This is a genomic window from Lysinibacillus capsici (assembly GCF_020217405.1).
Classification (GTDB): domain Bacteria; phylum Bacillota; class Bacilli; order Bacillales_A; family Planococcaceae; genus Lysinibacillus; species Lysinibacillus capsici.
This window is the reverse complement of the sequence record NZ_CP084108.1, coordinates 1697800-1710421: the sequence shown is the minus strand read 5'-3', so window position 1 is coordinate 1710421 and position 12622 is coordinate 1697800. Positions and strand designations below refer to the sequence as shown.

General features: G+C 38.5%; 10 protein-coding genes. All 10 read right to left on the bottom strand.

Features of this window, described 5'->3' with window-relative positions; all coding sequences use genetic code 11:
* Nucleotides 1-9: 9 nt before the first annotated feature.
* A complete protein-coding gene (locus LCP48_RS08095) occupies nt 10-1380 on the bottom strand; it encodes an ethanolamine ammonia-lyase subunit EutB (protein ID WP_008176446.1) in 1371 nt (456 codons plus the stop codon).
* A gap of 5 nt (nt 1381-1385) precedes the next feature.
* Nucleotides 1386-2807 (bottom strand): ethanolamine ammonia-lyase reactivating factor EutA, encoded by a 1422-nt coding sequence (locus LCP48_RS08090; protein ID WP_225340845.1) that lies wholly within the window; start codon nt 2805-2807, stop codon nt 1386-1388.
* 17 nt (nt 2808-2824) lie between these two features.
* A complete protein-coding gene (locus LCP48_RS08085; protein WP_004269315.1) occupies nt 2825-3325 on the bottom strand; it encodes a EutP/PduV family microcompartment system protein in 501 nt (166 codons plus the stop codon).
* A 10-nt stretch (nt 3326-3335) separates the two neighbouring features.
* A complete protein-coding gene (gene eutS / locus LCP48_RS08080) occupies nt 3336-3677 on the bottom strand; it encodes an ethanolamine utilization microcompartment protein EutS (RefSeq protein ID WP_004269314.1) in 342 nt (113 codons plus the stop codon).
* A gap of 19 nt (nt 3678-3696) precedes the next feature.
* Nucleotides 3697-4947: an ethanolamine utilization protein EutH gene (gene eutH, locus LCP48_RS08075; protein WP_004269313.1), complete on the bottom strand. Its 1251-nt coding sequence runs from the start codon at nt 4945-4947 to the stop codon at nt 3697-3699.
* Nucleotides 4948-5030: 83 nt separating this feature from the next.
* Entirely contained in the window at nt 5031-5609 is a 579-nt protein-coding gene (locus LCP48_RS08070) for an ANTAR domain-containing response regulator (RefSeq protein WP_004269312.1), read from the bottom strand.
* A complete protein-coding gene (locus LCP48_RS08065) occupies nt 5602-7062 on the bottom strand; it encodes a sensor histidine kinase (protein ID WP_050779449.1) in 1461 nt (486 codons plus the stop codon). The genes LCP48_RS08070 and LCP48_RS08065 overlap by 8 nt, the downstream gene beginning before the upstream one ends.
* A gap of 226 nt (nt 7063-7288) precedes the next feature.
* On the bottom strand, nt 7289-9196 hold the full coding sequence (locus LCP48_RS08060) for an ATP-dependent DNA helicase (RefSeq protein WP_004269310.1): 1908 nt from the start codon (nt 9194-9196) through the stop codon (nt 7289-7291).
* 85 nt (nt 9197-9281) lie between these two features.
* Nucleotides 9282-10418, bottom strand: coding sequence for a THUMP domain-containing class I SAM-dependent RNA methyltransferase (locus tag LCP48_RS08055; RefSeq protein ID WP_004269309.1), 1137 nt, complete (start codon nt 10416-10418; stop codon nt 9282-9284).
* Between the two features lie 3 nt (nt 10419-10421).
* Entirely contained in the window at nt 10422-12167 is a 1746-nt protein-coding gene (locus LCP48_RS08050) for a GGDEF domain-containing phosphodiesterase (RefSeq protein WP_004269308.1), read from the bottom strand.
* Between the last annotated feature and the right edge of the window lie 455 nt (nt 12168-12622).

The window sequence follows — 12622 nt, the reverse complement described above, 5'->3', positions numbered from 1 at the left end:
TTGACTCACCTACCTTTCAAAAATGGATAAATCGCCAGCTCTTGCTGACAGTCGACCATTTTCATAAATGCCCATTTTCTCTAACCAGGCTAAATACTCTGGTGCTGGTTTTTTACCAAATGTTTGGAGTAATGTAGCCACATCATGGAAGCTCATCGATTGATAGTTGAGCATCACATCATCACCCATTGGCGCAGCAATAATAAAGTTAACGCCAGCAGCTGTTAGCAATACACTTAAATCTTCCACATCATTTTGGTCTGCTTTAATATGGTTGGTATAGCAAATATCTACCCCCATAGGAATACCATGCATCTTGCCCATGAAGTGATCCTCCAGACCTGCTCGAATTACTTGTTTATTGTTGTATAAATACTCTGGGCCAATAAAGCCAACTACTGTGTTCACAATATAAGGATTAAAATGTCTTGCAAATCCATAATTGCGTGATTCCAGAGTTACTTGGTCAATGCCCATATGTGCCTCTGCCGATAGCTCTGACCCTTGACCTGTTTCAAAGTAGAATAAATTTGGACCAGTACCTGTTCCTTGCTTTTTAATGAGCTCCTCTGCTTCTCTTATTAAATCAGCAGAAATACCGAACGAACGGTTAGCAATTTCTGTCCCTGCGATACTTTGGAAAATCATATCTGCTGGGGCGCCTTGTTTAATCGCCTTCATCTGTGTTGTAATATGTGCTAATACACAGTTTTGCGTAGGAATCGACCAATCATTGATGAATTCCTTTGTAGCCGTAAGTACTTTTTTGACACTTTCAACTGAATCATCTACAGGATTAATGCCGATAACAGCATCCCCAATACCATAGGACAGTCCTTCTTTTAGAGAAGCGATGATGCCATCAATATTATCTGTCGGATGATTTGGCTGTAGACGAGATGACAGCGTCCCTTTTTGACCAATCGTAATATTACACGTTGAAAGTATTTCAACTTTATTGGCTGCATGTACAAGATCTAAATTGGACATTAGCTTTGTAACAGCGGCAATAATCTCGGAATTCATCCCTTTACTTAAACGCTTTAATTCACGATCACCCGTGTCATTTGATAGAATGTATTCACGCAGCTGCTCGATGCTCCAGTTTTTGATTTCTCCATATATTTGCTCATTAATATCGCCCTCAATAATGCGTGAAACCTCATCATTTTCTTGTGGCACTAATGGATTTTCGCGGATATCTTTAACTAAAAGCTCACTTAATACAGCCTTTGCTGCGATTCGTTGTTGAACCGTCTCAGCGGCAATACCTGCTAGCTGATCACCTGATTTTTCTTCATTGGCCTTAGCCATAACATCTTTTAATGATTTAAAATTATATTTTTCTCCACCAAATATCACCGATAAGTTCACATTCATCCTCCTTACTTTGAATGGAAGGCAAGGGTCTTCACCACAACAGGAACAACGCCAGATGGCAGAACCTCTCCAATGTCGATGTAATCGCCCGTTTCCACTTTAATTTGATCGATGCAAATAATTGGTACTGTCGCATTTATGGCTTGTATGGTCTGTCCAATAATCTTTGCATAATCTGATTGAATGACTATGATAATTGGTATGTCTTTAGAGCATCTTGTTGCCAAATGTAGCAAAATGGCCTGACACAATGCATGTACATCCTGAAAGCTTAAATATGGCAATTCACTAAAATAGAGTGCAAATGGTGAACGATTGTCCTGTATAGAAAATAAATCATTTGCTCTCTCTACTGCTGTCCTCACCGTCGAGTTAAAGTCTGTTGAAGAATCTAGATGACAATTGAAGACAGGTACATTCTTTAGTGGTAACACTTGTGCATCCACCTGAATGGTTGCCCCACTGATTTCAGTGGTTTGTGTACCAGCACCAGTCACTGTTGCACGTGCTGTTTCCTCTGGTCGTAACCATAAAAATGATTGTAGCTGTTCATGCTGTTGTAGCATTTTCGCTAATTTTTCACCAATATCATCATATTGACGTTGTGTACAATCATTTTCATAAATACAAGAGGCCACACCACCCGTAAAAACGATAGCATCCACAGGTTTATGCCAGTTTGGTAAATGCCCTAGTAATAACGGATGCTTCTCATCTCTGCATTGTCCATGAAGAATCATGGCAAGTGTTTGCACCATTTCTTCAATACAATGTGTCACTCGAATATCTTCGGCCGCATCACCGACCGCTAACGGATTAGCCCATCGTTCCATCAATCGCATGAGTGGCGGAGAAATTGATTGAATCTTGCCATCCTTAAACTCAATCAATCTACCACCAACATGTAAGGTACATGTACCAATGACCTCTCCAAATTGCATAACAGCAATATTCGCTGTCCCTCCACCAATGTCGATATTGGCGATGACTTTGGATGAATTCTTTGATTGCTGTAAAGTACCTGCCCCTTTGGCAGCAATGATGCCCTCTAAATCAGGACCTGCGGTAGCAACTAAAAAATGACCTGCGCCATCTGCAATGGTATGGACAACCTCACTTGCATTTTCCTTCGTAGCTGATTCACCTGTTATGATAATGGCCCCTGTTGCAATGTCAGATGGAGCAATTTGTGCCAATTGATACTGTTGAGAAATAAATTCCTCTATTTTTTTCATATCAATGATGTCTTTATTGATAAAAGGGGTTCTGATAATTGGACTTTGATGCAACACCGTTTTCTCAATAATTTCAATCCTTGGCACATGTGTTACGCCAGCCACATTCTTTAACAGAAAACTACTGACAACCATTTTTGTGGTACTTGTCCCAATATCAATGCCTGCACTAAATATTTTTTCAGTTTTCACCCTACACCTCCCTCTCGCTACTGTGAGCAATACATGAGATACGGACTATCGCTTTCCTTAACAAATTGTCGAATTTCTTCATTTGTCTTGAGTTGAATCAATGGTTCAATCAATTCAATGCCAAGCTTTTGCCATGAAGAGGTTTTCACGATAGGGCCCTGCGTCATAACATTTTTTAATAAGGCAGTAGCCCTTTCTACATCTGCATCTGGGGCATCGATCTTGGTAATAACCCCTATTTGTATTTTGGGAATCCCTAAGCTGAATTGCGGAGGGAATACACTCCTTGCTGATGTGGCATCCTGCAAGTAAATCACATGAGTTACTTCCAAAGATGTTGCCATAATATTTCTGTAATACATTGGATTTTCAACATATTCACCTGGTGTATCAACAATCCAGTCATCATAAACGAGTGCTTGTGTTTTGTTGGCACTGCTTTCTTTGCCCAACAATGTATTCATCAATGTTGACTTTCCTGCTTGCACACCGCCTATTATCATTACTCGATTTTTCATATGACACATCCTATGATTTTGTTATTTTTGATGGTGTATAGCCTAATACCTCGGATAAAAAACGATTGATTTCTAACATCGCCATTTCTACCTCTGACACACTACCAACAATAACGAGACTACCTGTAAAACGATCTAAAAATCCTAGTTTGACATTGGCAGCCTTGGTCGCTAAGTCTCCTGCAATAATTACCGTTTCACTTGGCGTACAAGTCATAATGCCAAGGGCACCTGCTTCTTGGATACCTAGCTTTTGAAACATTTCTGGATCAGGATTGGCAATAAGGTGACTCAATGTTAGCTGTTTACCCGGCACAAACTCCTGAATAAATCGTTTTTTCTCTTCACTCACACGTCATCACCTCACTTTTTCATTGATTATGATTTTGATCTGTTAAATACTCGCCTTCTTTAATAATGCCAGCCTTGCGATCCTCAATTTCTAGCCTTAATGCAGTTGGTACTGAAAGCTTATAGGCTAAAATAATCGCAATCACACCCGCTAAAAACTTTCCAGCGATAACAGGCAGGATAATCGTTGGCTGGAAGTTCGCCGTGAAGGATAAGTGATCACCTAATAAGAATGCCGAACATACACCAAATGCAATGTTAATAACTTTATCCTTTGGTGGCATATGGCGAACTAGTGTGAACATCGCCAAAATATTAGCAATCGTTGCTAATAACCCCGCACTTCCTACAGAGGATAAGCCTAATTTTTTACCACCTGCTTCAAGTGGCTTGGAAGCATATTTTCGAATTAGATACACCATTGGGAAGGCACCCGCTAGCATAATCCCGATATAACCGGCTGTTTCTAATGCTCGGAACTGATCGATTTCATCAGCCATGATTGGATCGAAGCCCCACGCGCCAAAAATCTTTGTAAAAATACCTGTAAAAATCTCAACAATAGAGAACACTAACACCAGTTTAATTCCGGCATCCATTACACGACCGAATACCATGAAGCCAGTAATCATGCCGTTTGGAATAAGCTTTAAGCCTAGTGCGATTAAGATAACGAAAATGAATAAAGGTAGTAAGTTAATTAATATTTGTAAAACAGAAATGGCAAATACATATGTAGGAGCCTCTGTTGTACTAATGACTTCACGTACTTCTGTGTTGAATAGCACAATCATGATAGAAGAAATAAATGCACCAATCGGAATTGTTAAAACGCCAGCCATAATCCCTAGCGCCATGTATTTATGATCACGTTTATCCAACATCGCAAGGCCCATTGGAATCGAGAATACGATAGTAGCACCTGACATAAAACCAACAACAAGAGCCATTACCCATCCCTCATAAGACTCCTTTAATGCATTGGCTAATTGGTAACCACCCATGTCCGATGCTAAAATCGTCGTCGCTGCAATTGCAGGATCTGCACCAATTAACTCAAAAATCGGACTAATAAAATGACTAATAAACCATGTTAAGTAAGGTATAGCTGCCATGATCCCTGCTGCTGGGACAAAAATATGACCAACTGTATGGATCCCATTCATAAATTCTTTCCCAATCCCATACTCAGCATCTCGGATAGCTCCGATTGCCCCTAAAACGGCACAAATCATAATAATATAAACGATAATCGTTCCTATCATTGCCATCTTACTCATCACCCCTTTTTTATTTATAAATTTATATAAAAAAAGGCACTTTAAAGAAGAAATCTCTTTAAAGCGCCTTTGCTTCAACTATTGACTTGTAGGTTGTTAATAATTTGTTGGGCAATATGCACCATTTCCTGTTGTGTTTGCATGCTTTCATTACGAATCTTACGGTAAGCCTCGTCCTCGCTTATATTTTCAGCCTGCATCAGCAAGCCCTTTGCTCGTTCAATGACTTTTCGCTTATCTAATTGTGTTTGCTTATGTAAGATCTCCCCATTGAGACGGTTGAATTTATCAATTTGATGAAAAGCAACCTCTAGCACAGGCAACACATTTTTTTCAGAAAACGGTTTCATTACATATCCTAATATATTATCCTGCTTCATGTATAGCAACAATTCTTTTTCACTATAGGCCGAGATGAAAAGAACGGGTATACCAAGCTGTTGTTCAATAATTTTACTTGCCTTTAAACCGTCAAGTTTAGGCATTTTAATGTCCATTAAGATTAACTGTGGTTTATGTAAAAAGGCTAATTCAATGGCTGTTTCCCCATTGTTCGCTTGAGCTACAACTTCGTAGCCGTTATCTTCTAACATAAACTTCAAATCAATCGCAATCAGTGATTCATCTTCGACAATCATTACTTTCCTAGTCATTTACGATAAATACCTCCTCACTTACAGGGAACTGAATTTGAGTGTGTGTACCTTCATTACTAGGGATAATTGAAAATGAGCCAGCTAAATCATATTCTACAAGCCTTGTGATAATCTCCATACCAAAAGATGCCTTCACCTCTTGCATTCCAACGCCGTTGTCAGAAATATGAAGCGAAATTGTAGAATCTTCCTGAATGAATTGAATATCAATGACTCCTTCATCACGTCCGATAAACGCATACTTTAATGCATTTTGCAGTAGCTCACAAATAATGAGTGCTAAAGAGACTGCCTTTTTTGAATGGCAGAACAGCTGCAATTTTTCATGATGAAAGGCAAGTTGAATAGTTGCTGTATTAGACGTACCAATCATTTTATGACCAATTTTTTTAGCTAATGCGATAACGTCCACTCTTTCTTCAGCGTTATCTTCATTTTCTAAAATCAGCTCATACACCGATGAAATACTATAGATTCGATTTAATGCCTCTTGAAAAGCACTTGCATTTGAAGCAGAGAGATCATTTCGCATTTGCAAACGTAATAGACTTGTCACTGTCTGAAGATTGTTTTTCACGCGGTGGTGAATTTCTCGTATCGCAAATGTTTTCATCATTAGCTCATTTTCTTTCAGCTTAAGCTCTGTTAGATCATGAATAATGAGTAGTGTGACTTTCTCGTTATGACTGCGAATAGGAATCTTCTTCACAATAAAGGATTTACGATCAATCGTAATTTCTAGGAAAAAGACATCGTCGCCTTTATCATAGACCTCCTGTAAAAAAGGTAAGATTTTATCCAACGCTATATTGTCAAAATTTTCTAATCCAGATAGCTCCGAAATAAAATGATAGCCTGCTGGATTACTATAAATCACTTTATTTTCGTGATTTGTGAGAATAATCGACTCTACGAGTAAATCAGAAACAACTGGAATTGGTTGAGAATTAGGTTCAACAATATGCTCTATTAATGCAAAGGGCATATTTTGAAAATCATCCTTCGGTGTCGTTTGCATTTTCACCATTTTTTCCTGAATCAACACAGCAATTACTTGCTGTTGCTCATTAAAAATTGGAATGACATTTTGCTCCACCGTTATGCCTTCTTGCGTAATTGCTCTGGAAATGGATGATTTTTCTTTATGTTTAAACGCAGCAAATACGGCTGGTTCAAAACTTTCAAATACGAATTTTCCGATAACTGATTTTTCGTATAAACCAATCTCTTTCTTCGGGAATGCCTCTGCCACAACAATTGCATGCGGTAAATTCTCCAACAGGCAATCTATGAACATGTAACAATCAGTCAACTCAGCATAATACGTTAGCGTAGCCTCTATTTCTATTAACTTGTCAATATCAGTTGCCGATAGATTTGTATATTTTCTACACAATGATTGAATGTTCGACAGGTTTAAGCCCCCTATCAAGGAATAGTCAACAATCAATTTGACTATTCTTAAAAATCTTTGTCATTATTATAAACCTTTTGTGAAATTATTTTCAATATAAAAAATATATTCTTTCACAAGATTTCGTTGCATTACAAAGAACTATATAGCTTAAAAGAGAAATATTCAACAGTTTTTTAAATATCCATAATTTAACTACATACATAATGTTATTTCAATATAATAAAAAACGAGCTTACCGTTGGGGTAAACTCGCTTCTTTCTATTTTATTTCTGGTACAACTGCTACTATATTTTCAAAGGCTGCACGCTGTGTTTGTTCATCTTCATTTAATAAAATGTGAATATCACCATGGTCATTCGATGTACGAATTAAGCGCCCCATCCCTTGCTGCAAGCGTAATTGCATGAAAGGTAATTCCACTTCCTCAAATGGGTTTTCTGCAAATGTACGTTTCGCATCAAATAATGGATCCTGTGGAGGAAACGGTAAATCATAAATAATCACACGCGTTAATGCTTCCTCAGGCAAATCTAACCCTTCCCATAAATGATATGAACATAATGTTTTAACTGTTCCTTGCTGGAAGTCTCGAACAATGGCTGATAGCTCGCGATCTCCCTCAAATGCTACATACATTCGCTCCATTAGCGGTAATTCTGCCTTGAAGTTTAGCATGGCTTGCTTCGATTTAAATAAAATCAACGTTTGCTCGCCATCACGCAACAACTGCTGAACACGCGCTGTTTTGTCTCGTTGTGTAAGCTCATGTAAATAGATTTTCATAACCTCTTCATAGTCGAATGGGGATGGCACAGAAAATGATTGGTAATCTCGAATTCCTAAACTATAGGCAATATAAGAAAAGTCTTTATTGACCGATAGCGTGGCAGAAGAAAAGACGATTGGAAGCTTTTTAGAGAATAATTTTTCTGCTAAAACTTCTGTGATTAAACGAGGCATAATGACGAGCGTTTCTTCACCATCTGTTTCCTCTAACCAATCTACTGCATCTCCCTGTGCGATGAAAATACGCAACGAAGCCTCATATTGTTCTAAATATTCTTCCGCCATATTTAGCTCATATTCAGGAATCATGTACATTTCTGATTCAAAAACAAATTCTTCCATCAATGTTTCTACATCATCTATTAACTGCTTCCCGTAAGTAAGCAATGTTTTTGATTTGTTTATGCGTTTGCGATCTTCATTAGAAGCGACGATATCATCGCGAAGTTGATCAAAAAATAGTTCATGATCATCCTGTAATTTCTCCATTGCATACAGTGTGCGCTCCCGTACACCATCTACCATCAAGCGCTCCAGTAATTGCACAATAGTCGTCGCCTGTACTTTATAGGTCATCGCTTTTTGCGCAGCATACTCCAATAAATGTCCTTCATCCAGCACCATCATTGATACCTCAGGCAGTAATGCTAGCTGACCTTCACGCTCACGAGATTCCTTTGTAGCCAAATGTTCCATTAGAAAATCTTGTGAACAAATAACAAGATCGGTTGATTTTCGATAATGAGAGCGATGCAACGTTTGCCCACAGCGATTACGAAGATCACAAACCGAACATTGCATAATCGAATTGTAATTAACCTTTTGCCAATCCTCATCACTGACTGTTGGATAATCACTGCGTTCCCCATATGGATGGACAGCAATCATCGAACCTTGTGCATAAACACCATCAGGGATAGAAAAGGAAATATCGTCAATCCATTCATCCGACTCCACTTTCTCTGCTTCCTCAAAGCGTTTTAAGCATAAATACTGATCTCTCGATTTTGCTAGACGAACATCAATATCAAGTCCTAACGTTTTTTGGAGTTTATAAATATCGCCCCCCTCTTTTACAAGTTGGTCGATTAATGTTTCATCTGCACAAGCAATCAAGGCAGGTTTCCCTGTGTAACGTGCATAGGAAATGGCTGGAAGCAAATAAGCGATCGTTTTGCCAGTTCCCACCCCTGCCTCCGCAAAGAGAACATTTTTTTCTTTTAGTGCTTGTTCTATTTGATAAGCCATAAAGATTTGCTCATCACGGCATTCAAAGCCCTTTTCTGGTAATTCATCATAAAGAACATCGCCCATCCAGTCACCTAATGAATCGAAAAATGAACGGTCCTTTGATAATGCAAATGGTAAAGATTTACGCAATTAATGTTCCCCCTCTAACTATCTGTTGCTATTATACGCGACGAAACGGAAGATAAGAAAAAATCTTATCTTCCGTTACTATTCGTTAATCTCTTTTAGACTTTTGACCCCAGAACTGATAATAATTTGTTTCAATAAAACCATTAAATAATTTACGTTTTTTCGTCGCTTGGCGTCCATATAATTCTTCAAAATTCTTCATGGAGGATAGCATATAAACAGACCAAGTTGGATAGTTTTTCATGACCTTCCCAACATCACGGATCACCTGTTCCACGACTTCCACATCACCAATACGCTCTCCGTACGGCGGGTTCCCAATCATGACACCATCCATTAACTGTGTTGTAAAATCACGTGCTTGCATTTGCTTAAACGTGATTAACTCTCCAAAGCCTGCTTCAATTGCGTTTTCTTGCGCAATGCTGACCATGCGGTGATCAATATCGGAACCAATAATTTCTAACGGCTGATCATAGTTCGCTAAACTATCTGCTTCATCACGAACCGTATCCCAGACTGCAGCTTTCATCCACGGCCATTCCTCAGAAATGAATTCACGGTTATAGCCTGGAGCTATATTTTGTCCAAACATCGCTGCTTCCAATGCAATAGTACCAGAGCCACAGAATGGGTCAACAAACGGACGATTTGGATTCCATTTTGAAATTTGTACAAGTGCAGCTGCTAATGTTTCTTTTAATGGTGCCTCACCTTGTGCCTGACGATAGCCACGCTTATGTAGGCCAGCACCAGATGTATCAATTGTTAGTGTCGCCACATCTTTTAAAATTGAAACCTCAACTTTGTAAGTCGCTCCCGATTCATCCAAAAAGCCAAGTCGCTTATAATGCTGTTTCATTCGCTCAACGATTGCCTTTTTGGTAATGGCTTGACAATCTGGTACACTAAATAATTTCGATTTTACGGACTTTCCTGAAACAGGAAAAGCAGCGTCCACTGGTAAATACTTCTCCCAAGGGAGTGCCTTCACACTTTCAAATAATTGTTCAAACGATTTTGCTGGGAATTGCCCAACGACAATCTTTACACGATCCGCTACACGTAGCCATAAATTGGTACGCGCAATCGCCGTTTCATCGCCTTCAAAATATACTTTGCCATTGTCAACGGTTGTTTCATAGCCAAGTGCTTTTACTTCTTGTGCCACAATAGCTTCTAAGCCCATTGCTGACGTAGCTACTAATTGATAGTTTGCCATAGATTATTTCCTTCCTTGATGCTCAATTTCCCAATACTCCATAAACTCCATCAATTCGTTTAATGGGAGTGGTTTGCTGTAATAATAGCCTTGGATTATATCACAGTTCATTTTACGTAGTATATCCACTTGTTGTGCTTGTTCTACACCTTCTGCAACAACTTTCATTTTTAAGCGATGGGACATTTGAATAATCGCATCTACAACCGCCTGTTTTTCATCGAGTGATCCAATATGCTGGATAAAGCTACGATCAATTTTTAAACAATCTAATGGGAAGCGAACTAAATAGCTTAAGGATGAATAGCCAGTCCCAAAATCATCGATTGAGATTTTAAAGCCTAATTGTTTTAAACGAACCAATTTACTAACTGTCTCATTGGCATTGTTCATCACCGTTCGCTCTGTCACTTCTATTTCAAAATTGTTAGCTGGCATATTGTAGCGCTCTAATATTGTTTGGATCGACTCCAAAAAATTCTGCTGTTTAAAGTGAATGCTCGAGATATTAATGGCGACAGGTGTTTTCCAACCATATTGTCGCATTTGAATGACTGCCTCACATGCTTTTTCGATAATAAGCTCACTTAATGGAATGATTAGACCTGTATCCTCCGCATAAGTGATAAACTCAGCAGGCGAAACAAAGCCTAGCCTCTCGCTATTCCAGCGGACTAGTGCTTCTAAACCTTGAATTTGCTCATTTTCCATAGAAATCTTTGGCTGAAAATGTAGCTCAAATTCACGGTTTTCTATTGCTCTTCTTAACTCAGAATCTAGCAATAGCACTCGTTGTGCGTCTGTTTGCAGTTCATCAAAATAGAAGGAATAGCCGTTTAATTCATTCTTTTTTGAATAAGTCATCGCTCTATCTGCACAATTGATCAGTTCTTCTGTGTTTTTACTATCAACTGGATAAACGCTAATACCAATACTCGTTGAAATAAAAACTTCCTGATCATTTATCATCATTGGCTGTTCAATACTACTAATAATTTGTTCAGCAAATTTTGCAGCCTCTTTCACATTTTTCACATTCGTTAGTGTAATGACGAATTCATCTCCGCCATATCTTGCAATAATATCTTTATTTTTCAGTAATTTTTTTAGTCGATTTGCTACTTCTATTAAAATTGAATCTCCAACAGCATGGCCTAATGTATCATTAATTTGCTTAAACCGATCCAAATCTAAGAAATAGATCGCATGCTGCACTGAATGAGAAATAGCAGAAGTCGATTCCAAAAGATTATCCATTCTTTCGATATAGGCAAAACGATTGGATACATCTGTTAATGAATCCGTGAGCAAACGCTTTTCTAATTCATTTTCTACTATTTTTCTTTCAGACAAATCTGTGAAAATACCACAGTAATTTGTAACCTCACCCTCATCGTTGGTTACACAAACAATTGTTAACCATTCAGGATATACGTCTCCAGTTTTACGACGATTCCATATCTCACCTTGCCAAATGCCTTCTTGTCGTATCTGCTCCCACATCTCTAAATAGAACGGCAATTCATGTACACCAGATTGTAAAACGGCTGGCGTTTTTCCAACCACATCATCACATGTATAGCCTGTCACAAATTCAAAGGCAGGATTAACCATTACTATTTTTTTGTATTTATCAGTAATCATGATACCTTCAGATACATTTTCGAAGATTTTAAGTATTAAGGTAGTCGGATATTTAGATATCAGTTTCAGTTTATCCGTACTTTCCCAATTATTTACTCCGTTCATGTTTCCGCTCCATCCTATCTCTCTATACTCCCTCTCAGAAGGGCATTTACGTCAGGCCAACCACTATGTAATCTATTACGCTCGGTGTAATTGTCACTGACGCTTCTCTTTCGTGCAAAGAATGCGTCCAGATTTTTCGAACTTGCTCGAAAAGCGCCTCAAGTAAGTCTATGACAATCGCCAAGGCATTCTCTTGATAAACAGGTAACCATACACCTTCAACTGATAAACCATTTAAAGAGGTGGTTGTTGTTCCTGGCGTTTGCTTACATTACAAAATATGTGAGCAGTCAAGATCAATACATCACATTGATGCGAAAACCGTTTTCAGATGTTGTGACTTAGAAGCGGTAGCGATACTTCTCAAACATATAGCGCATACCAAGACTTGATTAACAAGGTTACTTTTTCCTCATGAATTCAAAATAAAAGCTCTCCACCGAATTGGAGAGCGC

Coding starts and splice junctions, on each gene's coding strand:
- LCP48_RS08095 (WP_008176446.1), bottom strand. CDS start 1,380: ATGAATGTGAACTTATCGGTGATATTTGGTGGAGAAAAATATAATTTT.
- LCP48_RS08085 (WP_004269315.1), bottom strand. CDS start 3,325: ATGAAAAATCGAGTAATGATAATAGGCGGTGTGCAAGCAGGAAAGTCA.
- eutH (WP_004269313.1), bottom strand. CDS start 4,947: ATGGCAATGATAGGAACGATTATCGTTTATATTATTATGATTTGTGCC.
- LCP48_RS08070 (WP_004269312.1), bottom strand. CDS start 5,609: ATGACTAGGAAAGTAATGATTGTCGAAGATGAATCACTGATTGCGATT.
- LCP48_RS08055 (WP_004269309.1), bottom strand. CDS start 10,418: ATGGCAAACTATCAATTAGTAGCTACGTCAGCAATGGGCTTAGAAGCT.
- LCP48_RS08050 (WP_004269308.1), bottom strand. CDS start 12,167: ATGAACGGAGTAAATAATTGGGAAAGTACGGATAAACTGAAACTGATA.